Annotated in this window: 21 protein-coding genes and 2 pseudogenes; 13 read left to right on the top strand and 10 right to left on the bottom strand. The window is 72.1% G+C overall.

Annotation, left to right across the window (positions count from 1 at the left end; translation table 11 throughout):
* Positions 1 to 93: 93 nt before the first annotated feature.
* From rpsF to rplI, 4 genes are read left to right on the top strand one after another with little or no spacing between them, the layout of a single operon-like run.
* Positions 94 to 462 (top strand): 30S ribosomal protein S6, encoded by a 369-nt coding sequence (gene rpsF / locus ACFQPP_RS02645; RefSeq protein WP_376914955.1) that lies wholly within the window; start codon positions 94 to 96, stop codon positions 460 to 462.
* Entirely contained in the window at positions 462 to 1,004 is a 543-nt protein-coding gene (locus ACFQPP_RS02640; protein ID WP_376914954.1) for a single-stranded DNA-binding protein, read from the top strand. The genes rpsF and ACFQPP_RS02640 overlap by 1 nt, the downstream gene beginning before the upstream one ends.
* A 35-nt stretch (positions 1,005 to 1,039) precedes the next feature.
* On the top strand, positions 1,040 to 1,294 hold the full coding sequence (gene rpsR / locus ACFQPP_RS02635; RefSeq protein ID WP_092503972.1) for a 30S ribosomal protein S18: 255 nt from the start codon (positions 1,040 to 1,042) through the stop codon (positions 1,292 to 1,294).
* Positions 1,295 to 1,307: 13 nt separating this feature from the next.
* A complete protein-coding gene (rplI, locus tag ACFQPP_RS02630) occupies positions 1,308 to 1,760 on the top strand; it encodes a 50S ribosomal protein L9 (RefSeq protein WP_376914953.1) in 453 nt (150 codons plus the stop codon).
* Positions 1,761 to 1,961: 201 nt separating this feature from the next.
* Here the strand turns inward: rplI and ACFQPP_RS02625 are convergent, their stop codons facing one another.
* On the bottom strand, positions 1,962 to 2,708 hold the full coding sequence (locus ACFQPP_RS02625; protein WP_376914952.1) for a response regulator: 747 nt from the start codon (positions 2,706 to 2,708) through the stop codon (positions 1,962 to 1,964).
* Entirely contained in the window at positions 2,705 to 3,967 is a 1,263-nt protein-coding gene (locus tag ACFQPP_RS02620; protein ID WP_376914951.1) for an ATP-binding protein, read from the bottom strand. Before ACFQPP_RS02620 ends, ACFQPP_RS02625 begins: the two co-directional genes overlap by 4 nt.
* A gap of 126 nt (positions 3,968 to 4,093) precedes the next feature.
* On the opposite strand from ACFQPP_RS02620, the gene ACFQPP_RS02615 reads away from it, so the two are divergent.
* The 3 genes from ACFQPP_RS02615 to ACFQPP_RS02605 are packed head-to-tail and all read left to right on the top strand — an operon-like array spanning position 4,094 to position 7,273.
* Positions 4,094 to 5,122 (top strand): Bug family tripartite tricarboxylate transporter substrate binding protein, encoded by a 1,029-nt coding sequence (locus ACFQPP_RS02615; RefSeq protein ID WP_376914950.1) that lies wholly within the window; start codon positions 4,094 to 4,096, stop codon positions 5,120 to 5,122.
* Positions 5,119 to 5,745 (top strand): tripartite tricarboxylate transporter TctB family protein, encoded by a 627-nt coding sequence (locus tag ACFQPP_RS02610; protein WP_376914949.1) that lies wholly within the window; start codon positions 5,119 to 5,121, stop codon positions 5,743 to 5,745. The genes ACFQPP_RS02615 and ACFQPP_RS02610 overlap by 4 nt, the downstream gene beginning before the upstream one ends.
* Before the next feature lies 1 nt (position 5,746).
* Positions 5,747 to 7,273, top strand: coding sequence for a tripartite tricarboxylate transporter permease (locus tag ACFQPP_RS02605; protein WP_376914948.1), 1,527 nt, complete (start codon positions 5,747 to 5,749; stop codon positions 7,271 to 7,273).
* Between the two features lie 98 nt (positions 7,274 to 7,371).
* Here ACFQPP_RS02605 and ACFQPP_RS02600 read toward each other — a convergent pair whose 3' ends face one another.
* The 4 genes from ACFQPP_RS02600 to ACFQPP_RS02585 all read right to left on the bottom strand — a co-directional run bounded on the left by ACFQPP_RS02600 (position 7,372) and on the right by ACFQPP_RS02585 (position 11,576).
* On the bottom strand, positions 7,372 to 7,728 hold the full coding sequence (locus ACFQPP_RS02600; protein ID WP_376914947.1) for an iron chaperone: 357 nt from the start codon (positions 7,726 to 7,728) through the stop codon (positions 7,372 to 7,374).
* Between the two features lie 101 nt (positions 7,729 to 7,829).
* Positions 7,830 to 8,384: an Ltp family lipoprotein gene (locus tag ACFQPP_RS02595; RefSeq protein WP_376914946.1), complete on the bottom strand. Its 555-nt coding sequence runs from the start codon at positions 8,382 to 8,384 to the stop codon at positions 7,830 to 7,832.
* Positions 8,385 to 8,577: 193 nt separating this feature from the next.
* Positions 8,578 to 10,494 carry an N-acetylglucosamine-specific PTS transporter subunit IIBC gene (gene nagE, locus ACFQPP_RS02590; protein ID WP_376914945.1) on the bottom strand — a complete coding sequence of 639 codons (1,917 nt, stop codon included), beginning with the start codon at positions 10,492 to 10,494 and terminating at the stop codon, positions 8,578 to 8,580.
* Positions 10,495 to 10,859: 365 nt separating this feature from the next.
* Entirely contained in the window at positions 10,860 to 11,576 is a 717-nt protein-coding gene (locus ACFQPP_RS02585; protein ID WP_376914944.1) for a GntR family transcriptional regulator, read from the bottom strand.
* A 134-nt stretch (positions 11,577 to 11,710) separates the two neighbouring features.
* Here ACFQPP_RS02585 and ACFQPP_RS02580 point away from each other — a divergent pair, with 134 nt between their 5' ends.
* Positions 11,711 to 12,559: an HAD family hydrolase gene (locus ACFQPP_RS02580; RefSeq protein WP_376914943.1), complete on the top strand. Its 849-nt coding sequence runs from the start codon at positions 11,711 to 11,713 to the stop codon at positions 12,557 to 12,559.
* A 177-nt stretch (positions 12,560 to 12,736) separates the two neighbouring features.
* Here ACFQPP_RS02580 and ACFQPP_RS02575 read toward each other — a convergent pair whose 3' ends face one another.
* Positions 12,737 to 15,277 carry an MMPL family transporter gene (locus ACFQPP_RS02575; protein WP_376914942.1) on the bottom strand — a complete coding sequence of 847 codons (2,541 nt, stop codon included), beginning with the start codon at positions 15,275 to 15,277 and terminating at the stop codon, positions 12,737 to 12,739.
* A gap of 117 nt (positions 15,278 to 15,394) precedes the next feature.
* Between ACFQPP_RS02575 and ACFQPP_RS02570 the strand changes: the two genes are divergently transcribed.
* Positions 15,395 to 16,015, top strand: coding sequence for a TetR/AcrR family transcriptional regulator (locus tag ACFQPP_RS02570; protein ID WP_376914941.1), 621 nt, complete (start codon positions 15,395 to 15,397; stop codon positions 16,013 to 16,015).
* Between the two features lie 248 nt (positions 16,016 to 16,263).
* Positions 16,264 to 17,607: pseudogene (dnaB, locus tag ACFQPP_RS02565) on the top strand (replicative DNA helicase); the annotation flags it as partial.
* Between the two features lie 144 nt (positions 17,608 to 17,751).
* On the opposite strand, the gene ACFQPP_RS02560 reads toward dnaB, so the two are convergent.
* Entirely contained in the window at positions 17,752 to 18,585 is an 834-nt protein-coding gene (locus ACFQPP_RS02560; protein ID WP_376914940.1) for an aldo/keto reductase, read from the bottom strand.
* Between the two features lie 140 nt (positions 18,586 to 18,725).
* Here ACFQPP_RS02560 and ACFQPP_RS02555 point away from each other — a divergent pair, with 140 nt between their 5' ends.
* A complete protein-coding gene (locus tag ACFQPP_RS02555) occupies positions 18,726 to 19,781 on the top strand; it encodes an ankyrin repeat domain-containing protein (protein WP_376914939.1) in 1,056 nt (351 codons plus the stop codon).
* A 62-nt stretch (positions 19,782 to 19,843) separates the two neighbouring features.
* Here ACFQPP_RS02555 and ACFQPP_RS02550 read toward each other — a convergent pair whose 3' ends face one another.
* A complete protein-coding gene (locus ACFQPP_RS02550) occupies positions 19,844 to 20,122 on the bottom strand; it encodes an iron-sulfur cluster assembly accessory protein (protein WP_376914938.1) in 279 nt (92 codons plus the stop codon).
* 105 nt (positions 20,123 to 20,227) lie between these two features.
* A complete protein-coding gene (locus ACFQPP_RS02545; RefSeq protein ID WP_376914937.1) occupies positions 20,228 to 21,187 on the bottom strand; it encodes a DUF2510 domain-containing protein in 960 nt (319 codons plus the stop codon).
* 190 nt (positions 21,188 to 21,377) lie between these two features.
* Here ACFQPP_RS02545 and ACFQPP_RS02540 point away from each other — a divergent pair, with 190 nt between their 5' ends.
* Together ACFQPP_RS02540 and ACFQPP_RS02535 are read left to right on the top strand one after the other, a co-directional pair.
* Complete coding sequence (locus ACFQPP_RS02540; protein ID WP_376914936.1) at positions 21,378 to 22,526, top strand: NYN domain-containing protein; 1,149 nt, start codon at positions 21,378 to 21,380, stop codon at positions 22,524 to 22,526.
* A 102-nt stretch (positions 22,527 to 22,628) separates the two neighbouring features.
* Positions 22,629 to 23,300 (top strand): annotated as a pseudogene (locus ACFQPP_RS02535) (ABC transporter ATP-binding protein); the annotation flags it as partial.
* Between the last annotated feature and the right edge of the window lie 94 nt (positions 23,301 to 23,394).

Genomic DNA, 23,394 nt, shown 5'->3' with positions numbered 1-23,394 from the left:
CTTGCCAGGTTGTCCGGCCTCGCCGGGCACCATGCATACCCTCCTGCTGCAGATCGTCTGCAGCCGTTCGAGTCCGAAGGAGGTGGGTGAAGCATGCATCCCTACGAGCTGATGGTCATCCTCGACCCGGCCATCGACGAGCGCACCGTCGCCCCGTCTCTCGAGAAGTTCCTCGGTGTCATCCGCACCGCAGAGGGCGAGATCGAGAACGTGGACATCTGGGGCCGTCGTCGCTTCGCATACGAGATCGACAAGAAGACCGAGGGCATCTACGCCGTCGTCGACTTCACCGCGACGCCCGAGGCGACGCGCGAGCTCGACCGACAGCTGAACCTGTCCGAGGCCGTCATCCGCACCAAGGTGCTCCGTCGTGACGAGGTCATCGCCCAGCGCGCCGTGAAGGCCGCGAAGGACGAGGCCAAGGCTGCCCGCCAGGCGGCGAAGGCGACCGAGGCCGCCTGATGGCCGGCGAGACGATCATCACGGTCGTCGGCAACCTGACGGCCGACCCCGAGCTGCGGTACACGCAGAACGGTCTCGCGGTCGCGAACTTCACGATCGCATCGACGCCGCGCACGTTCGACCGTCAGGCGAACGAGTGGAAGGACGGCGAGGCGCTGTTCCTCCGCGCGTCGGTGTGGCGCGAGTTCGCAGAGCACGTCTCGCAGAGCCTCACGAAGGGCAGCCGCGTCATCGCGCAGGGCCGCCTCAAGCAGCGCTCGTTCGAGACGCAGCAGGGCGAGAAGCGCACCGTCATCGAGCTGGAGGTCGACGAGATCGGCCCCAGCCTCCGCTACGCGACCGCGCAGGTCACCCGCTCGTCGGGTGGCGGCGGCGGCAACCGCGGTGGCGGCGGCCAGGGCCAGTTCGGCGGCGGTCAGCAGCAGGGCGCAGTCGCCGACGAGCCGTGGGGTCAGCCCGCAGGCCAGCAGTCGGGCGGCAACCAGGGCGGCGACGTCTGGGGCGCGCCGGGCACCTCCTACAACGACGAGACGCCCTTCTAGGCGCGTCGGCAGAAGACAAGAGAGCAGGAAGCACTATGGCTGGAAAGCCGCAGGGTCGCCGGGGTCGTGGACCCAAGGGCGGGAAGCCGGTCGCACCGGCGAAGGCCATCACCGTCGGCGTCATCGACTGGAAGGACGTCGCGACGCTGAAGAAGTTCATCTCGGAGCGCGGCAAGATCCGTGCCCGTCGCATCACCGGCGCATCGGTGCAGGAGCAGCGCCTCATCGCGAAGGCGATCAAGAACGCTCGCGAGATGGCGCTGCTGCCGTACTCCGGCGCGGGCCGCTGAGGAAGGATCTGATATGGCGAAGGTCATTCTCACGAACGAGGTCTCGGGCCTCGGCACCGCCGGCGACGTCGTCGAGGTGAAGAACGGGTACGCCCGCAACTACCTCGTCCCGCAGGGCTTCGCGACGCCGTGGACCCGCGGTGGCGAGAAGCAGGTCGAGCAGATCAAGGCAGCCCGCGCCGCGCGCGAGCACGCCACGATCGAGGAGGCGCAGGACCTCAAGCTGAAGCTCGAGGCCAACCCGCTCCGCGTGTCGGTCAAGGCCGGCAAGGAGGGTCGTCTCTTCGGCTCGGTGCAGACGCAGGACATCGCGGACGCCGTCTCGTCGCAGGGCCTCGGCTCGCTCGACAAGCGCGTCATCACCATCCCGTCGGCCATCAAGGTCGTGGGCAAGCACCAGGCGACGGCGCGTCTGCGCGACGACATCGTCGCGAGCATCACGCTCGAGGTCGTCGCCGCCAAGTAGTCGGCGACACCGCACGAACGAGGGCCGCACTCCCGCGAGGGGGTGCGGCCCTCGTCGTGTGCGGCGGCCCGACTGGTCGCTCGTGGGCTGGGACTGGTCGCTCGTTGGGGTGCGACTGGTCGCTCGTTGGGGCGATCGGTCGCTCGTGGACGCAACGAGCGACCAGTCAGACCCAACGAGCGACCGGTCGGATGCGCACGGTCACGCACCGGGGGCCGGCACCAGGCGGTAGAGCACCTGCGGGCGACCGCGGCGACCGTAGCGGTGGGCGAGGTCGATGACACCCGTCGCGACGAGGTGGTCGAGGTAGCGCCGTGCCGTCGCGCGGGAGACGCCCGCCGACGCCGCGACGTCGACGGCCGACACCGCGACGACCGGGTCGAGCGCGGCGAGCACGCGCTCGAGCGTCGGCGCGCTCAGCCCCTTCGGCAGCGCCGCGGATGCGGATGCCGCTGCCGCCGCGGATGCGGATGCCGCCGTCGGCGTCGCGACGGTGCGCAGCGATCCCGTGGCGAGCAGCCGATCCACCTCGCCCTGTCCGAGCGGCACGTCGCGCTCGAGCGACCGTTCGCGCCGCTCGGCCGCGTAGGTGCGCAGCCGTTCCTGCAGCACCTGCTGGTCGAACGGCTTGATGAGGTAGCCGATGACGTGCGCGGCGAGCGCCTGCCGCACGGTGACCTGGTCGCGCGACGAGCTGATGACGAGCACGTCGGTGCCGCGCGCCGCGAGCGTGCGCATGCGGTGCAGCACCTCGATGCCGCTGACGTCGGGCAGGCGCATGTCGAGCAGCACGAGGTCGACGCCGTGCTCGACGAGCGCGAGCGCAGCCGTGCCGGACGCCGCCGTGCCGACGACCGAGAAGCCGTCGACCGCCGACACCCAGCGGGCGTGCAGCGCTCGCGCGCCCGCGTCGTCGTCGACGACGAGCACAGCGATGGAGGCGGTCATGAGCGCACCGCCATGTCGACGTCGAAGCGCGCCCCACCGAGCGTCGACCTGCCGACGACGACGGAGCCACCGCGATCGGCGACCGTGCGGCGCACGAGGTCGAGTCCGACCCCGCGGCCGAGGCCCGTCGCATCGTGCTTCGACGACCATCCGCGCTCCAGCACGCGATGCGCATCGCGCGGGTCGATGCCCGGCCCGTCGTCCTCGACGACGCCCACGAGCACGCCGTCGCGCACCGAGAGCGTGCATCGCACCAGCGCAGCACCGGCCTCGGCCGCGTTGCGGCACAGATTCGCGACGACGAGCAGCGCATCGTCGTCGAGCGCGACGTCGTCGCCGACGCGCATCTCCAGCTGCGCACCGAGGGCCTCCAGCTCGCCGCGCACGGCCTCGATCGTCGCGGCGACGACCGCGCCCGACCGCGCCGAGGCACCGGCGGCGCCGGTGAGGGTCGGGGCGACGCCGTCGATGTAGGCGACGGCGTCATCGCCCTGCCCCTGGGCCACGAGCCCTCGCACGACGTGCAGGCGCGTGCCGAACTCGTGCGCCTGCTCGCGCAGCGCATCCGTGGTGCGCCGCATCTGCCGCGCCTCGGCATCGACCGCGTCGGCGCGACGCAGCCTGCGTGCGATCGAGACCGACAGCAGCGCGCTCGCGAGCGTCGCGACGAGCAGCGCGCCGACGCTCCACGGCAGCAGGCCGCCGAACGCACGCTCGCGGTCCGCTGCGATCTCGGACTCGAGCACGCCGACCGCGACGATGCCGACGACGGCGCCGTCGACGACGACCGGGACCTTCGCGCGCAGCGTCGGTCCGGAGGGGCCGGTCTCGGTGCCGACGAACTCCTCGCCCGCGAGCACCTCGGTCGTCGTCGTCTCGACGAGCTCGCCGCGCTCGTCGGCATCGGGATGCGTGATGCGCACGCCCTCGTCGTCGGTGACGACGACGTACGAGACGCCCGACGCATCCTCGACGAGCGACGCGAGCGGCTGCAACGAGGCCGTCGCCGCGGCGAGCCCCTCGGCGTCAGCCGGGTCGGATGCCGTGCCGGCATCGGTCGCCGCCGCGACGGCCGAGCGCACCTCGGGGAGCGCGGCGAGGCTCGAGGCGACGCCGTGCACCTGCTCGACGACGCTGGCACGGATGCTCTGCTCCTGCACCGCGGCGGCCACGAGCGTCGTGACGCCGGTCGCCGCGAGCACGATGACGCTCGGCAGGGCGAGCAGCGCCAGCCGGGCGGCGCGGGCCGGGAGCCGCATGGGCGCACCTCCTGCCGCATCCGTGAGCGTCAATGAGCACAACGGCCGCTGCGCCCTCATGGCGCGGCGGCGGGTGCCATCGTACCGAGACGCAGCGCACGACGACGTGAGCACGAAGGAGCACCCATGACCGACCCGGGCATCCCAGACGACGGCGTGGCGGCCGCGCCGCCGACCTCGAGGCGCATGGCGCTGCGCATCGCCGGCGGCCTCGTCGCCGCGGCATCGATCGCCGTCGCCTGCTACGGCTCGGTCACCTCGGCTGCCGCAGGCGGCGACCCGACGCGTGCCATCACGATCGTCGCCCCCGCGGCCGCCGGCGGCGGCTGGGATGGCGTCGCGCGCGAGATGCAGCAGGCGCAGCGCGCCCAGGGCATCGTCAACTCGGTGCAGGTCGTCAACATGCCTGGCGCCGGCGGCACGATCGCACTCGGCAACGTCGCGCGGCTCGAGGGTCAGGCCGACACGCTGCTCGTCGGCGGCACGGGCCTGCTCGCCGCCGAGATCCAGTTCGGCTCGGCCGTGACGCACGACGACATCACGCCGCTCGCCGTCACCGTCGAGGAGTACGACGTCATCGTCGTGCCCGCCGACTCCCCGTACGAGACGCTCGACGACCTCGTCGCAGCGTGGGCGGAGGCGCCGGGCTCGGTGCCGTGGACGGGCGGAGGATCGTTCGACCAGCTCGTCGTCACCGACCTCGCCGTCGCCGCAGGCGTCGAGCCCACGGACACGAACTACATCCCGTCGGACGGCGGCGGCGAGGCCATCCAGGCGCTGCTGAACGGCACGGCGGCAGCCGCGGCCGGCGGCTACCCCGACAACATCGACCAGATCGAGTCGGGTCGCCTGCGCGCCCTCGCGCTCGTCGCATCCGAGCCCATCGACGGCATCGACATCCCCACCGCCACCGAGCAGGGCTACGACGTGACGCTCACGAACTGGCGCATGGTCGCCGCTCCGGGCGGGCTCGAGGACGCGCAGGTCGACGCGCTGACGAGCATCGTGCTCGAGACCATCGAGACGCCGGAGTGGGCGGATGCGCGCGAGCGCTACCACTGGACCGAGCGGGTCATCACGGGCGACGACCTGGAGGCGTTCCTCGACGAGGAGCGCACCCGCATCACCGCGCTGTACGAGGAGCTGGGCCGATGACGCATCCGAGCAATCCCACGTCCGCCTCGGCCGTCGTCGGACAACGCCTCGCGTTCGGTGCGGGCCCCGGCCGCCTCGCCGGGCTCGCGAAGGAGCTCACGGTGCCTGTGCTGCTGCTGGCCGCCTCCGCCTACCTCCTCGTCGGCATCGTGACGATGCGGGTGCCGGACGGCACGGCCTTCCCCGGCCCCCGCTTCTTCCCCGGCCTCATCGCTGCCGCGCTCGCGGTGCTGGCGACGCTGCTCGTCGTGCGGGTCGTGCGGCAGCGTCGCGCCGCGGAGGCGGAGGCGGCGGATGCCGTCGCCCGCGCGGTGCTGCTCGACGACGAGGCCGCGGTGCGCGAGCCCGCGGAGCCCGAGCCCGCCGCGCGCGCGGTGCGGGTCGACGTGCGCTCGCTCGCCTGGGTCGTGCTGTCGTTCGCGGGCTTCGCGCTGCTGCTCGACGTGCTCGGCTGGATCGTCGCCGCAGGGCTGCTCTTCGTCGGCGTCGCGCGCGGCCTGGGCGCCGCAGGCTGGCTGCGCCCGCTGCTCGTCGGGCTCACGGTGAGCTCGCTCAGCTACATCGCGTTCGACATGCTCCTCGAGCTGTCGCTGCCGTCGGGCATCATCGGCTGGGGGTTCTGACATGGACGTGCTCGCGCTCCTCGGCGACGGCTTCGCCGGCGCCCTCTCGTGGCAGAACCTCATCTGGGTCGTCGTCGGCTGCCTGCTCGGCACCGCCGTCGGCGTGCTCCCCGGACTCGGCTCGTCGATGGCGGTCGCGCTGCTGCTGCCCGTGACGTTCTCGCTCGACCCGACGGCCGCGTTCATCATGTTCGCGGGCGTCTACTTCGGTGGGCTGTTCGGCGACTCGACCATGGGCATCCTCATGAACACGCCCGGCCAGGCGTCGGCGATCGCGTCGACGTTCGAGGGCCACAAGATGGCGCTGCACGGGCGGGCGGCGCAGGCGCTCGCGACCGCGGCGATCGGCGCATTCGTCGGCGGCATGATCGCGTCGGTGCTCGTCGTCTTCCTCGCGCCGGCGCTCGCCTCGTTCTCGTCGAGCTTCGGCCCCGCCGAGTTCTTCGCGCTCGCGCTCTTCGCGTTCGTCACGACGTCGTCGGTCGTCACCGACGACGCGCTCAAGGGCCTCGGCTCGCTGTGCCTCGGGCTCGGCATCGCCGTCGTGGGCGTCGACGGCATCTCCGGCGCCCCGCGCTTCACGATGGACGTGCCCGAGCTCTTCGACGGCATCTCGCTCGTGACCGTCACGGTCGCGCTGCTGGCGCTCGGCGAGGTCATCTACGTCGCGTGCCTCGCCCGCCACCTGAAGGACGGCGCGATCGTGCGCCCGAAGGGTCGGCCGTGGCTGTCGCGCAAGGAGTTCCGCGAGGCGGCGCCCGCGTGGCTGCGCGGCACCGCGATCGGCCTGCCGTTCGGCGTCGTGCCCGCCGGAGGCTCCGAGATCCCCACGTTCCTCGCCTACGGCCTCGAGAAGCGGCTGGATGCGCGGCGCAAGGATCCGCAGTTCGGCAAGGGCGCCATCCGGGGCCTGGCCGCGCCGGAGGCCGCAGGCAACTCGACGACGGGCATGGCGATGGGTGCGCTGCTGGCGCTCGGCCTGCCCATCTCGGCCACGGCGGCCATCATGCTCGCCGCGTTCCGCCAGTACGGGCTGCAGCCGGGGCCGCTGCTGTTCGACCGCGCACCCGACCTCGTGTGGGCGCTGCTCGCGAGCTTCTTCATCGCGATGGTCGTGCTGCTGGCGATCAACCTGCCGTTCGCGATGGTGTGGGCGAAGCTGCTGCTCATCCCGCGCGCGTACCTCTACGCGGGCATCGCCGTGTTCTGCGGCCTCGGCATCTACGCGACGAGCGGCTCGGTGTTCGACCTGCTGATGCTGCTGGGTCTCGGGCTCGTCGGCTTCCTCATGCGTGCGCTCGACGTGCCGCTGGCGCCGCTCATCATCGGCATGGTGCTCGGTCCGCTGGCCGAGACGAGCCTGCGCGACGCGGCGCTCAGCGCCGACGGCGACCTGACGGTGCTCGTGCAGCAGCCCATCCCGATCATGCTGTACTCGGTGCTCGCGGTCGTGCTGGCGGTGACGGTGCGAGGGCGCATCGTCGCGCGGCGTCGGGCTCGGAGGGAGCGCGAGCTGGTCGACGCGTAGCCCCGGGCCCGACTGGTCGCTCGTCGTTCCCAGGAGCGACCAGTCACCCCGAGGAGCGACCAGTCACCCCGACGGGCGACCAGTCGCACGGTGGGACGTCAGCCTGCGGTGCGCATCGCGACGATCGCGGCCACGATGCGGGAGATGAGGTCGGTGGGCAGCGGGTCGCGGTGGCGCAGCACGACGCCATCCTTGCCCTTCCGCAGCGGTGCGACCTCGGCCTCGAGGGCGTCGTCGAGCACGGGCACGGGATACAGGCCGACATGCGCCTTCCACCCGGCGTAGTGGATGGCGTAGCGGCCGCCGAGCATGACGGCCGGGATGCCGTAGCGCACCCGCTCCTCCGCATCCGGCACCACGGCGAGCGCGATGGCGCGCACCTGCCGGAGCCGGTCGGCGACCTCCAGCGGGACGCCGTCGAGGTAGGCGGCGACGTCGGGAGGCGGCTCGGTCATGCGGTCAGCGTGGCACGGCGGCGGCGCCGCGTCACCCCGCGGGTCCGGTGCCCGCCGGCGCCTGCGAGCCCTCGGCTCGCCCTGCGACGGCCGAGCGCTCCTCAGTAGCCGACTGCCGTCACGCCGTACTCGGCCTCAGCCTGGCTGAACCCCTCGAACAGCAGCTGGTCGATCAGGCCCTGGCGCGAGAACGACATGAAGTCGAGGTAGTCCTGCGCAGATCCCGCGGCCTGCGCGTTCCAGTCGACGGCCAGCGAGTCGACCGCGAACGTCGAGTCCTCGGTCGAGAAGCCCTCGAACTCGAGCTGGTCGATGAGGCCGCTCCGCGAGAAGTGCGTGAAGTCGAGGTAGTCCTGGGCGCTGCCGATCGCATTCTGCTGCGCGACCGACAGCGTCGGCGCCGGTGGGGCCGGGGGCTGGGTGGGCGTCGGAGGCGCGGGTGCCTGGGTGGGCGTCTCGGCCGGCGGCGAGGGCGCGGCTGCCGCGGGCTCCGGCTCCGTGGTCGCGACCGGCGTCGTCTCGACGACCTCCTCGACGGGAGCCGCAGTCGGCTGCGTGGCCGCGGGCGGCGCGATGGTCGGTGGGAGGGCGACGCAGCCGGTGAGTGCCGCGATCGTGAGCGCGGCGACCGCCGCAGCGGTGCGAGGGATGTGCATGGGGGCTCCTTCGTCGGCGTCGTGTGCTGCGGCGCCGAGTCGCAGTGTGAACCCGACCCCTGACAGTCCGCTTCGAGCGCCCCGGTCACGTCACCCATCCACCCCACCCGGCCAGCGCCCACCCGCCGGACCTCGCCCCGCGCACGCGAGAGGGCCCCGCCGACCGCTCGGTCGACGGGGCCCTCTCGGCGGGTCAGCGGAAGCGCAGCTCGGCGTCGCCGCCGTTCAGCAGGATGATGGGCGTCACCGTCGGGTGGCCCGCGGCTCGGATGGCGGCGAGGTCGAACTCGACGAGCGGCGTGCCCTCGGTCACCTGGTCGCCGACCGCCACGAGGGTCGTGAAGCCGCGACCCTCCATCTCGACGGTGTCGATGCCGACGTGCATGAGCAGCTCGGTGCCGTCACCGAGCACCATCGCGACCGCGTGGCCCGTGGGGAACACGTGGGCGACGGTGCCGTCCGCAGGTGCGACGACGACGGACCCGGTGGGCTCGATGGCGAGGCCGGGGCCCATGATGCCCTGGGCGAAGGTCGCATCCGGCACGTCGGCGAGCCGCACCACGCTGCCCTCGACCGGCTGGCGCACCGTGATCACCGTCGCGGTCGCGACGCCGCCGGTGGCAGCGCCGGTCGACTCGACGACGGCCTCGACCTCGGCATCCGACGGCGCGGCGACGCGGCCGGCGATGAGATCGTCCATCGCATCCTTCACGAACTGCACCTCGAGGCCGTAGATGACCTGCACCGACTTGCCGCCGGGCTTCATGACGCCCGCGGCGCCCGCGCGGCGGATCGCCGCATCGTCGACCTTCGAGACGTCGGCGACCTGCATGCGCAGTCGCGTCGCGCAGTTGTCGAGCTCGACGACGTTCGACGAGCCGCCGAGGCCGTCGAGGATCGCCGACGCCTGGGCGTGGAACCTCGAGCCCTTCGAGCCGCCGCCTGCGATCTCGACGTCGTCGTCCTCGCGACCGGGGGTCTTGAGGTCGAAGCGCTTGATGATGAGGTAGAACGCCACGAAGTAGACGACGAACCAGAACACGCCCATGACGGGGATGAGCCAGGGGTTCTGCGCCAGCGGGTTGGCGAGGTTCACGACGAGGTCGATGAAGCCGCCGGAGAAGCCGAAGCCCATGCGCACCGGCAGCATGGCGCTGATCGCCATCGAGATGCCCGTGAACACCGCGTGCAGCAGGTACAGCGGCGGTGCGAGGAACATGAAGGCGAACTCGAGCGGCTCGGTGACGCCGACGAAGAACGAGGCGAACGCCGAGGCGATGAGGATGCCCGCGGTCACCTTGCGGCGCGTGGTCTTCGCCGTGAGGTACATGGCGAGGGCGGCGCCCGGCAGGCCGAACATCATGATGGGGAAGAACCCGGTCATGTACTGGCCCGTGACGCCGAACGTGCCCGTGTTGTTGAGGAAGTTGCCGAGGTCGTTGATGCCGGCGACGTCGAACCAGAACACCGAGTTGAGCGCGTGGTGCAGGCCGGTCGGGATGAGGAGCCGGTTCAGGAAGCCGTAGATGCCGGCGCCGACCGGGCCGAGACCCAGCAGCAGCTCGCCGAACGCGACGAGGCCGCCGAAGACGAGGGGCCAGACGAAGAAGAGCACGAGCGCCACGACGAGCGAGGCACCCGCGGTGACGATCGCGACCGAGCGCTTGCCTGAGAAGAACGAGAGCGCCAACGGCAGCTTGACGTCCTTGAACCGGTCGTAGCAGACCGCGCCGATGAGGCCGGCGAGGATGCCGATGAAGGCGTTCTCGATGTTGCCGAACGCAGGGTTCACCGACTCCACGTCGGCGGCGCCCGTGAGGCCCATGACGGTCTCGGGGGAGAGCAGGCGCGTGATGACGAGGTACGAGACGAGGCCGGCGAGGGCGGCGGTGCCGTCGGACTTCGAGGCCATGCCGAACGCGACGCCGATGGCGAAGAGCAGCGGCAGGTTGTCGAGCAGCGCGCCACCGGCCGCCGCGAAGAACGCGGAGGCGACGTTCGCGCCGGCGACGGAGGAGATCCAATAGCCGATGCCGGAGAGGATCGCCGCGACGGGCAGGACGGCGATCGGCAGCATGAGCGACTTGCCGAGCCTCTGGAAGAACTTCATCGTGCGTGCTCCATGGTGAGGGGGAGGGATGCACGGACTCTATACCGCAGCGGGGTTCTGGTCTAGACCACCGCCGGCGGGGGCTCGTCGGCTCGCGATGCCGCTGCGATCAGTGCTCGTCCGGCACCACGGAGAGATCCCGCGCACGACGGGCTCGCCGGCGCCGGATGGTCGAGACGGCCACGATCCGCAGGGCCAGCGACGCCACGAGGACGATGAGCAGCAGCTCGAGGGAGGACGGCATGCCCGCGAGCAGGAGGAGCCCGACGGCGCTCCGAGCATCGGGCTCCGAGCATCGCGCTCGAGCGTCGCAGCCATGACGGGCCGGGGGTCCGGGCCGGAGACCCGGGTCGGGGCGGAGGCGCTCAGCCGAGCGGCAGCGTGAGCCGCTCGGCGAGCGGGAACGTCAGCTCGTACCGGTCGGCCGGGAAGGTCACGCGCGAGAACTCGACGGGCACGCCGTCGGACACCGCGGTGCGCGACAGCCGCAGCACGGGATACGTCGGGGCGATCTCGAGCACGTCGATCTCCTCGGGCGTCGGCAGCGCCGCCGTCACCACCTCGACGCCCTCGGTGGGCAGCAGGTCGAGGCCCTCGAGCAGCTCGTAGAGGCTGCCCTCGGCGGCCTGGCGGTCGAGGGTCGGCACGAGCGCGACCGGCAGCCACGCGTCCTCGAGCGCGAGCGGACGATCGTCCCCCAGCCGCAGCCTGCGCAGGTGCACGGTCTCGGCCTCGTCGTCGAGTCGCAGGTGCGCGCTGACCTCGGCGGGCCGCTCGGTGCTGCGAACGTACGACAGCACGCGCGTCTCGGGGCGCATGCCGTGCTCGCGCACCGCGCTCGCGAACGACCGCAGCCGCACCTGCAGCGACACGGGCGGCGCGAGGCGCTCGGTGCCGACGCCGCGGCGCGTGCGCACGAGGCCCTCGCGCTCCAGCACGTCGATCGCGGCCCGCACGGTCATGCGCGCGACGCCGAGCTCGCCGGCGAGCGCGCGCTCCGAGGGCAGCAGCTCGCCGGGAGCGAGCGCCGTCGCGAGGCGTCGCACGCCCTCGAGCGCCGTCGTGCCGCTGTCCCGTGCCATGCCCTCCAGCATCCCATCCGTGCCGGGCATCCGACTCGGGACGCATGGGACGATGGATGCGAGACCCCGGCTGCGAGGGCGCAGGCACCGACCCCGTGGGCACCCATCCGCCGACCGCAGCCAGGAGCGCCTCCATGACGACCGACTCCCTCGCCGCCCAGACGGGCGCGCACCCGTTCGACGACGCCGACATCCGCCTCATCGTCTCCGACATGGACGGCACGCTGCTCGACGAGCACGGTGCCGTGCCCGAGCGCCTGTGGCAGCAGCTCGAGGGGCTGCGGGAGCGCGGCATCGTCTTCGCACCCGCGAGCGGCAGGCAGTACGCGGCGCTGCGCGAGCTCTTCGAGCGTGCGATCGACGGCATGGTCGTCATCGCCGAGAACGGCTCGATCGTCATGCAGGACGGCGTCGAGCTGTCGTCGGTCACGATCGAGCGGGAGGGCGCGGCCGCGATCGTGCGGACCCTGCGGCAGCTCGCCGCAGACGGCGCCGACCTCGGCATCGTGCTGTGCGGCAAGCGCGGTGCGGTCGTCGAGCGCGGCGATGCGGGGTTCCTCGAGGCGACGCGGCAGTACTTCGCGGCCTTCGAGGTCGTCGACGACGTGCTCGAGCACGACGACGAGATCCTGAAGCTCGCGGTCATCGACTTCCACGACCCCGCGGCGGTCGCCGCCGCCCTCTCGGCGTTCTCGGCGACGCATCAGATCGTCGTGTCGAGCGACCGCTGGGTCGACATCATGTCCCGCAGCGTCGACAAGGGCGTCGCGGTGCGCGCGCTGCAGGAGCGCCTGGGCGTCACGCCCGCGCAGACCGCGGTGTTCGGCGACTACCTCAACGACCTGCAGATGCTCGACGCCGCCGAGCACTCGTTCGCGATGGCGAACGCGCATCCGACCGTGCGCGAGCGCGCCCGCCACACGGCCGGCTCGAACGCCGAGCACGGCGTCGTCGACGCGATCGAGCGGCTGCTCGCGCGCTGACCCGCGCCCCGCCGCCTCCCCCCTGCACGTTCGCGTCTCGCAGGCGATCCCGGGGAGCGAAGGGGCATCTCCCCTCCGCCACCGCGAATCGCCTGCAAGACGGAACGGCACGCGCGGCATCCGCACAGCACGAAGGGCCCCGACCGAGACGGTCGGGGCCCTTCGTGCTGGCGACGCTCAGTCGCGCGTCGGCGCCGAGCGCACCTCGGCCGCCGCGAGCTCCGCGGTCGTGGGATGCGGCGTGCGGCCCCCGTCGCGCTCGAGGCTCGAGCCCTCGACGTCGACGTTCGGCAGGATGCGGTCGAGCCAGGCGGGGATCCACCACGCCGAGCGGCCCAGCAGGTGCATCGCTGCGGGGATGAGCAGCATGCGCACGACGAACGCGTCGAAGAGCACGCCGATGGCGAGGCCGAAGCCGAACGGCCGCACCATCGCCATGTGCGAGAAGACGAAGCCGCCGAAGACGGAGATCATGATGATCGCCGCAGCGGTCACGACGGGTGCGCCGCCGCGCAGCCCGGCGACGACCGCCACCTTCGCTCGCGAGCCGTGCACGAACGCCTCGCGCATGCCCGACACGAGGAAGAGCTGGTAGTCCATCGCGAGGCCGAAGAGCACGCCCGTGATGACGACGGGCGCGAAGCTCAGCACCGGTCCGGGGTCGTGCACCCCGAACACCTCGCCGAGCCAACCCCACTGGTAGACGGCCGTCACGGCGCCGAGCGCCGCGAAGAGCGACAGCGCGAAGCCGATCGTCGCGATGAGCGGCACGAGGATCGAGCGGAACACGAGCAGCAGGATGAGGAACGACAGCCCGATGACGATCGCGACGTACGCGGGCAGCGCGCCGCCGATCGTCTCGGAGAGGTCGATGTTGCCGCTCGCGGTGCCCGCGACGCCGTACTCCTCGACGCCGTCGATCGGCGTGAGGTCGCGCAGCGCGTGCACGAGCTGCTCGGTCGACACGGATGCGGGGCCCTCGGTGGGCATGATCTGGAAGACGAGGAAGTCGTCGCCCTCGCCGACGCCCACGGGTGCGACCGCCTCGACGTCGTCGACGTCGAGCAGCTGCTCGGCGACGTCGGCCTGCGTCGTGACGACCTCGTCCTCGGCCATCGGCGCATCCAGACGGGCGGACACGACGAGCGGCCCGTTGAGCCCCTCGCCGAACTCCTCGGCGGTCGTCTGGTAGGCGGCGTACTGCGTGGAGTCCTGCGGCTCGGCCGAGCCGTCCGGCAGGCCGAGGCGCATCGACAGCGCGGGGATCGCGATGACGGCGAGGGCTGCGACGGCGATGACGACGCGCAGCACGGCGACGCCCGATCGCATGGGCTTCGGCTCCTCGACGGCGGTGGTGGTGGCGGCCTCTGCCGCCGCACGCTCCTTGCGCGTGAGCACCTTCGTGCCCATGAGCGACAGCGCGGCGGGCGTCAGCGAGATGGCGATGAGCACGGCGACGGCCACGCACCACGCGCCGACGGAGCCCATGACGCCGAGGAAGCCGATGCCCGTGACGTTGAGGGCGAGCAGCGCGATGACGACGGTCGAGCCCGCGAACACCACGGCGGTGCCGGAGGTGCCGTTCGCCAGCGCGATCGACTCGCGCACGTCGAGCCCGCGCCGCAGCTGCGTGCGATGGCGGTTGACGATGAAGAGCGTGTAGTCGATGCCGACGGCGAGACCGAGCATGACGCCCAGCACGGGGGTGATCGACGTCATCTCGACGACGCCAGAGAGCGCGAGGGCCGAGGTGACGCCCACGCCGACGCCGATGAGCGACGACACGATCGGCAGCATCGCGGGCAGCAGGCCGCGCAGCATCACGAGCAGCACGATCGCGGCGACCGCGACGCCGATGATCTCGGCGGGGCCGACGAGGTCGGAGACGTTGGTCGTGAGCTCTGCGGATGCGTCGACCGTGACGCCGTCGATGTCGGCGCCCTCGATGATCTCCACGATCTCGGACTTGTCCTCCGCGGGCACCTCGTAGGCGCTCGTGTCGAACTGGATGACCGCGATCGCGGCGCTCTCGTCGGCGGCGACGAACTGCAGCGCGTCGGCAGCCTCGAGCAGCGTCTGGCCCGCCTCGAGCTGCTCGGCGCCGGCGTCGATGTCGGCGAGGCCCGCGTCGAGCTCGGCCTGCTGCGCGTCGAGCTGCGCCTGGCCCGCCTCGAGCTCCTGCTGCTGCGCGAGCAGCTGCGCCTCGAGGGGCGTGCCGGCCGCTTGCTGCAGGGCGGCGTCGAGCTGTGCGCGGTTGGCGTCGAGCTCGGCCTGCCCGGCGTCGAGCTGCGCCTGGCCGGCGTCGGCCTGCTGACGCCCCGCCTCCAGCTCGTCGGCGGATGCGGTGAGCTGCGACGCCTGGTCGGCGCGCTGCTGCTGCGTCTCGAACGGGTCGACGGTCGTCTCGACCGAGCCGACCTCGCCGATGTCGCCGAGGAAGTCGGCGATGCCGTCGCGCTGCTCGTCGGTAAGGGCCGAGCCGTCGTCGGTCGAGAAGACGACGTTCGCGGTGCCGGTGCTCTGCCCGCCGAGCTCGTCGGCGATCTCGTCACCCACGAGCTGCGTCTGCGTGCCGGGGATCGTCACGTTGGTCGCGAGGGTGCCGCCGAAGCCGAGGAAGGCGGCGACGCCGCCGGCGAGGATCACGATCCACGCGGCGATGACGACCCACGCTCGGCGCGCGGCGAAGCGCCCGAGTCGGGCGAGGAGGAGTGCCATGGATGCCTTTCGACGGCGAGGCGGATGCATGCGGCACGACGGCGGGCCATCCACGAGCCTAACCGACAGGTGTCGGAAAGGCGACACCTGTCGAAGACGCATGGCATGCTCGAAGCCATGGATCCGCGGATCGCGCGCACGCGCCAGAGCCTGCAGCAGGCGCTGCTCGCCCTCGCGCGCGAGCAGCCGCTCGACGCGATCTCGGTCGCCGACATCGCGGCCCGCGCAGGCGTCCACCGCTCGAGCTTCTACCAGCACTACGCCGACAAGGAGACGCTGCTCGCCGACGCGATCGACGCCGCCACCGACGAGGCCGCCGAGCGCTCGCTCGCGAGCGAGCTCGCATCCGGCGCGGGGGAGTCGACGCCCGACGAGCAGCAGATCCTGCAGACCCTCACCGTCTTCCTCGAGCACGCGAGCGCCAACGCGTCGCTCTTCCGCCGCGTGCTCGGCCCGCACGGCTCGGCCCGCGCGACCGCGCGCATGCGCGAGCGCATCGACGCCATCGTGCGCGAGGGCGTCGAGCGCGCCCGCGCGACGGGCACCGTGCCGGCGAACGCCGTGCCGGTCGAGGTCGAGGTCGCAGCGGTGTCCGGCGCGGCGATCGCAGCCGTCGACGCCTGGCTGCACATGCGCCCGATGCCCGCTCCGACGCAGGCCGCCGCGTGGATCTGGACGCTGCTGTCCACATCCCTCATCCCCATGTCCCTCGACGCGGCAACCCTCGACGTGGACTGAAGGTCGATTCCCACAGTCGACCTGTGGAAAGAGAAATCACCGGTCAGTAGCCGATACGGGCGCTGTCAGCGAGAAGTTCCCACAGCGTTGTCCACAGGAGTGGGGATGATGTGGGTGGTTCCACCCACCGTTGTCCACATGTCATCCACAGGCGCACCGCGTGTCGTCAACAGGCTCGGCTTGGCGAGGCGATGGGGTGCCTCCTACAGTGACGTGTCCGTGTCTGAGCAAGGGGAGCAGGAGTCGCAGTGACGAACGTCGCAGAGCTCGGCACGGAGGAGTACCGCCGCGATCGCACGCCGCCGCACGACGTGCTGGCGGAGCAGTCGGCGCTCGGCGGCATGATGCTCTCGAAGGACGCCATCGCAGACTGCATCGAGGTCGTGCGCGGCCCCGACTTCTACCTGCCGAAGCACGAGCTCGTGTACGAGGCGATCCTCTCGCTCTACTCCCACGGCGAGCCCGCCGACGTCATCGCCGTCTCCGACGAGCTCACGAAGGCGGGCCACCTGTCGCGGGTGGGCGGCATCGAGTACCTCTACTCGCTCACGTCGGTCGTGCCCACGGCCGCCAACGCCGGCTACTACGCGACGATCGTCGCCGAGAAGGCCGTGCTGCGCCGCCTCGTCGAGGCGGGCACGCGCATCGTGCAGATGGGCTACGCGTCCGAGGGCGAGGTCGTCGACCTCGTGAACAACGCGCAGGCCGAGGTCTACGCGGTGAACGGCGGGCAGCAGTCCGAGGACTACGTGCCCCTCTCGGTCGCGATGGTCTCGGCCATCGAGGAGATCGAGGCCGCGAAGGGCCTCGACGGGCAGATGACCGGCGTGCCCACGGGCTTCCGCCAGCTCGACGAGCTGACGAACGGCTTCCACCCGGGGCAGCTCATCATCGTCGCCGCCCGACCCGGCTTCGGCAAGTCGACGATCGCGCTCGACTTCTCCCGCGCCGCCGCGATCAAGAACGACGTGCCCACCTGCTTCTTCTCGCTCGAGATGTCGAAGTCCGAGATCGCGATGAAGCTGCTCTCGGCCGAGTCGAGCATCCACCACCACAAGATGCGCAAGGGCTCCATCGAGTCGCGCGACTGGACGACGCTGGCGCAGGTGCGCGGCCGCATCAACGACGCCCCGTTGTACATCGACGACAGCCCCAACCTCACGCTCGTCGAGATCCGTGCGAAGTGCCGCCGCCTCAAGCAGCAGATCGGCCTCGGCATGGTCGTCGTCGACTACCTGCAGCTCATGACGAGCGGCAAGAAGGTCGAGTCGCGTCAGCAGGAGGTGTCCGAGTTCTCGCGGTCGCTCAAGCTGCTCGCGAAGGAGCTGCAGGTGCCGGTCATCGCGCTGTCGCAGCTGAACCGTGGCCCCGAGCAGCGTGCCGACAAGAAGCCCGCCGTCTCCGACCTCCGCGAGTCGGGCTCGCTCGAGCAGGACGCCGACATGGTCATCCTGCTGCACCGTGAAGACGCCTACGCGCCCGACATCCGCCCCGGCGAGGCCGACATCATCGTCGGCAAGCACCGTGGCGGCCCGACGGCGACGATCGCCGTGTCGTTCCAGGGCCACCTGGCGCGCTTCGTCGACATGGCGCAGGATGCGCCGTCGTTCGGCGGCGGCCCGCCCGCGATGCCGCCGATGGGCGGCCAGCCCGGCGGCGTCGGCGCGCCTCCCACGACGGGTGGCGGCTTCTAGGCCGACCACCCCGCGCGGGCCGCGGTGCGCGAGCGCCGCGCGCTACTGCTCCTCGTGCGTCTCGGGGTCGCCGCCCCAGAGGCGACCGCGGGCGAGGCCCGAGATGGCGCGCAGCTCGGCGTCGTCGAGCGTGAAGCCGAAGACGTCGGCGTTCTCGCGCTGCCGCTCGGGGTTCGCCGACTTCGGGATGGGCGTCGTGCCGAGCTGCGTGTGCCAGCGGAGCACCGCCTGCGTCGGCGTGACGCCGTGCGTGCCCGCCACGTCGGCGACGACGCGCTCGGTCAGCAGCTCGCTGCGGCGAGCGAGCGGGCTCCACGACTCGGTGCGGATGCCGTGCTCGGCGTGGAAGGCACGCAGGTGCGACTGCGGGAAGTACGGGTGCAGCTCGACCTGGTTCACCGCGGGCATGACGCCCGTCGCGTCGGCGACGCGCGTCAGCATCTCCTCCGTGAAGTTCGAGACGCCGACGGAGCCGAGCACCCCCTCGTCGCGCAACGCCACGAGCGCCCGGAAGGTGTCGACGTAGCGGTCGACCGACGGGTTCGGCCAATGGATGAGGTGCAGGTCGATGCGGTCGAGGCCGAGCCGCTCGAGCGAGCCCTCGACGCTCCGTCGGGTCTCGTCGAAGCCATGGTCGCGGCCGGGCACCTTCGACGTCACGAGGATCTCGTCGCGCGGCACACCGCTGTCGCGCACGGCGCGGCCCACCTCCTCCTCGTTGCCGTAGTTCACGGCGGTGTCGAGCAGGCGGTAGCCGACGTCGATCGCCGACCGGATGGCGGCGACGCCGTCGTCGCCGTCGAGCTTGTAGGTGCCGAAGCCGAGCTCGGGGAAGGCGGTGCCGTCTGCGAGGGGGACGGTGGGGATCGTCAGCATGCCTCCATGGTGGCGCGCTCGTCGCCCGCGCGACAGGGCTGGTCGCGGCGAGGGACTCGTGCTCTGTCGTTGACGAAAAGTCTTCCCGGAGTGGCCGACGAAGGACTCGACGCAAGACTCGAGCGGCCGAGGGGAGCGACATGACCGGACGACGACTGCTGAGCGAAGCTGCGAGGGGAGATCTCGCGTGCGTCACGGCGATGTTGGATGCCGGTGCCGACGTGGAGCATCGTCATTCCTGGAAGGGCACCACGCCGCTGATGGAGGCGGTCATCGGCGGGCATCTCGAGGTGGCCTCGGCGCTCATCGATCGAGGTGCCGACCTCGAGGCGGCATGCACTGCGCGCGGTCGAACCGCGCTCGGGTACGCGGTCGGCGGACGAGCCATCGAGATGGCCCGCCTCCTGCTCCGCCGCGGCGCGGACGTCGACCACGTCCCCGAGGACAGCTTCCTGGAACGCACACCCCTGCACGAGGCAGCCCTCATCGGCGACGTCGAGATGGTTCGCGTCCTCATGGCTGCGGGCGCTGACCCAGGGCGGGTCGACCGCCGAGGTGACAACGCCCTCTCACTGGCGCGTCCGAGGCCATCCCTGACCGTCGACCGCTTCGACCGACCCTCTGTGGAGCCGCCGCTGCGGGCATCGACCGTTGCCGAGGTGGAGGTCGTGGAGACGCTCATCGCCGCCGGAGCCACCGATCCTGTTCTCGCGCCGTTCCCCCCGTCGATGCCGTGGCCCGAACTGCACTGGGACCCGACGCGGCTGCGCGAGGCCTCCACGCTGCCTCCCGGTGCCCAGCCCGCGCAGGTCGTCACGAGCTACATCCAGGCGCTCCACGCATGGGAGGTCGAGGTGCTTCGCACCGTCGAGCCGAACGGCTCGGTCGCCGATCTGCGGGCCGCGCTCGCGGTCGCGCATCTGCTGTCCGCACTGCACCTCACCGACAGGCCGCGCGCCTCGCAGCGCGGGGGGTTCAGCAGGCCGCCCCTGCTCACCCCGAAGCACGCACTGCTCGAGGTCACGATGCCCTCGTCGACGCGTTGCGAGCTGCTCGTGCGACATCCGCACCCGATGGCGGTCGTCCACGAAGACGAGTGGAGCTTCGTCTGCCTTCGCCGCGCTGGCGAGTGGCGCATCGACTCGGCCCGCACGCGGATGCACGGGACGCTCCGGTGGGAGCGAGCCATCCTGTGATCGACGTGCGAGAGGGGCGCCGACCGCGATGGTCGGCGCCCCTCTCGCACGATGCGGTGGCGCTAGGCCTGCTGCGCGATCGTGAACGTCACGCGGCCCGCGTCGTCGGGCGCGGCATCCAGCACCTTGTCGTCGAGCACGGTCGTCGCCGTCTCGTCGAGGAAGACACGGGCACCCTCGGCGTCGAGCACCTGGTCGCCCGCGACGGGCGCGGGCGCGACGCCCACGTTCAGCTGGTCGCCGTCGGCGCCGCTGATGCGGAGGCCTCCGGTCTCGGCGGCGTCGGACTGGCCGACGATGCCGGTGATGACGGTCTGGGCGGTCTCGGTCAGGGTGAGCATGGGTGCTCCTCTCGGATCGCGAGCAGGCCACGATGCCGAGGATGCGCGCGTCACGCAACCCCCGCGGAGCGACCTCGGGCGTGTCGCCCGAGGGTCGACCGGGCCTCAGCCCTGGGCGACCGTGACCGTCGCGACGAGCGGGTCGCCGCTGTACTCCTCGACCATGAGCGTGTACGTGCCGACGTCGAGGTACTCGTTGAGGCGCGACGCCCACGTGGCGTCGCCGCTGTCGTCGTCGCTCCACGACTGACCGTTGCCGGTGAGCTCGATGCGCGGGTCGCCGTCGTTCGTCGGCACGACGTCGATCTGGTACTGCCCGGCCGTCGTGATCTCGATCTCGGTGACGGACTGGCCGTTCGCGCCGACCGTGACCTCGTACGTGCCGGTGCCCTGCGCGCCGCCGCCGCCCGTGCCGCCGCCGCCGCCCTGCGTCTGGGTCTGCGTCTGCGCCCCTCCGAGGAGGCTCGTGGCAGCCCAGATCCCGAGGCCGCCGATGACGAGCAGCAGCACGAGCACGCCGGCGCCGATGCCGATGAAGAGGCCGGTGCGCGACTTCTTCGCGGGCTGCGGCGACTGGCCGTACTGGTTCCACTGCTGCTGCGTGCCGGTCTGGCCGAAGTCCTGCGGCCCGCCCTGCTGCGGCGTCGAGCCCTGCCCCCAGGCGGGTGCGGATGCATCCTGCTGTCCCCAGGCGGGTGCGGATGCGGCGGGCTGGTTCCACGACGGCTCGGCCGCGGGCGTCGACGCGGTGCCCCAGGCGGGCGCCGACCCGGGCTGCTGCCACGTCGAGGACGCGTCGGATGCGGCCGCGTCGGAGGGCGCGGACGCGGCTGCGCCGTCGCCCGCCTGCTGGCCGCTCGCCGCGCTCGGCGAGAAGCTCTCGAACGGCGTCGGCGACCAGTCGCCCTCACCCGAGGACGCTGCGCCATCCGCGTCGTCGCGCGGCCGGAAGCGGTCGTCGGTCGCGGCGGGCTCCTGCGACGGAGCCCACTGCGAGCCGTCCCACCAGCGCGTGGCGCCCTCGCGCTCGGGATCGGGATACCAGCCGGCGGGCGTCGTGCTCACTGCGTGTCTCCTCATGCGCATCGTCGCCGCGGCGACGTCGAGACGGCCGTCGGCTGCTCGACGGCTCGGACGGGATGCTACCCCGCGCCCGCTGGGAGCACGCCGGGACTCGGCGATGCCATCGCCCACGGCCGGTCCGCGCGGCCCGGTCGGCGCGGGATGCGAGACTGGAGCCGCCGAGAGGAGCTCCATGATCGATCCGGCGGACAGCCGAGTCGCGGTCTACATCGACTTCGACAACATCGTCATCTCGCGCTACGACCAGCTCCACGGGCGCGGCACGTTCCACCAGCAGCGCGTGAAGTCGGTGCAGCGCGGGTCGTCGGAGGCGGCGATCGTCACACGCATGGAGCAGGCGACGGTCGACGTCGGCGCCATCCTCGACTACGCGGCGTCGTTCGGCACGCCCGTGATCTCGAAGGCGTACGCCGACTGGTCGGTCGCGGTCAACGCGGGCTACCGGCAGCAGCTGCTCTCGAGGGCCGTCGACCTCGTGCAGCTCTTCCCGACGACGCGCGGCATCAAGAACGGCGCCGACATCCGTCTCGCGGTCGACGTCATGGAGGATCTGTTCCGCCTGCCCGACATCACGCACGTCGTGATCGTGGCCGGCGACTCCGACTACATCGCGCTCGCGCAGAAGGCCAAGCGCCTCGGTCGCTTCGTCGTCGGGATCGGCGTGGCCGGGTCGACGTCGAAGTCGCTCGCGGCCGCATGCGACGAGTTCGCCGACTACGACGCGCTGCCCGGCATCGAGCGCCCCGTCATCCCGACGCGGGCCGAGCGCGAGGCGCAGGACAAGGCCGATCGCGCCAAGGCCGCGCAGGCGGCCGCGGATGCGCTCGAGCAGGCAGCCGCCGAGGTGGCGAGGGCCGAGGCCCCCGCCGAGGAGCAGCCCAAGGCGGCCGGCCGCCGTCGCAAGCCGAAGACGACCGACGAGCAGGCGGGTGCGGGTGCACCCGAGCAGCAGGCCGAGCCGAAGGTCGCCGCGGCACCGCCCGAGACGCGGGCGCCCGCAGCGTCGAAGCCCGTCGAGCGCGAGATCGTCGACATCGACGACGAGGACGACGACGACGGTGCCGACGACCCGATCGGCGACGCCGAGGAGGCCGCGGCAGCGCTGCTCGAGCGGGCCATGCGCGTGAGCCACGCGAAGGACGACGACGAGTGGCTGCACGCCAACGTCGTGAAGGCGCAGATGAAGCGCATGGATCCCTCGTTCAACGAGAAGACCCTCGGGTACCGCTCGTTCACCGACTTCGTCACGGCGCACGAGGAGCTCACGCAGCTGCGCGAGGACGGCCAGGCGCGGCTCATCCGCCTGCGCACGAAGGACTAGTCCCGCGGTGCCGCGCCCGTCATCCGCGCGGATGACGCGGCGTCGGCGGGATCCTCCGGCAGCCCGACGCGGCCGAGCGCGCCTCGCGGCGAGGCTTGCAGCATGCAGGCGATCAGTGCGCGCGGACTGCGCAAGACCTACGGACCGACCACCGCCCTCGCGGGCGTGGACATCGACATCGCGCCCGGCGAGGCCGTCGCGATCATGGGGGCGTCCGGCTCGGGCAAGACGACGCTCCTCCACGCCCTCGCGGGCATCGTGACCCCCGACGCCGGCACGGTGCACCTCGCGACGCCCATGGGCGTCGTCGACGTCGCCCGGCTCTCGGACGGCGAGCGTACCCGGCTGCGACGCGAGCGCTTCGGCTTCGTGTTCCAGGAGGGGATGCTCGTGCCCGAGCTCACCGCCGTCGAGAACGTGGCGCTCGCGCTCATGCTCGTCGGCTCGACGCGGGCAGCGGCCATCCAGGAGGCCGCGATGTGGCTCGGATCGCTCGGGCTCGCGGGCATGGAGGATCGGCGCATCGGCCAGCTCTCCGGTGGGCAGGCGCAGCGCGTCGCCATCGCGCGCGCCCAGGTCACGGGAGCATCCATCGTGTTCGCCGACGAGCCGACCGGCGCCCTCGACTCGGTGACGAGCGGCGAGGTGATGTCGGCGCTGCTCGGCGCGACCGTCGGCCGTGGCCGCACGCTCGTGCTCGTGACGCACGACGAGCAGGTCGCCGCCCGGTGCACGCGCATCGTGCGCATGCGCGACGGGCTGCTCGCGGATGCCGGGGTCGCGCAGGGTGGGCACGCGCCGCAGGGCGCTCACCTGCCGCAGCGTGCGCCGGTCGCGCAGGGTGCGCCGATGGCGCAGCCGACGGGCA

The organism is Agrococcus sp. GCM10030265, from assembly GCF_042666675.1.
In the GTDB taxonomy this organism is placed as follows: Bacteria; Actinomycetota; Actinomycetes; order Actinomycetales; family Microbacteriaceae; genus Agrococcus.
This window is presented reverse-complemented; position numbering and strand designations above follow the sequence as displayed.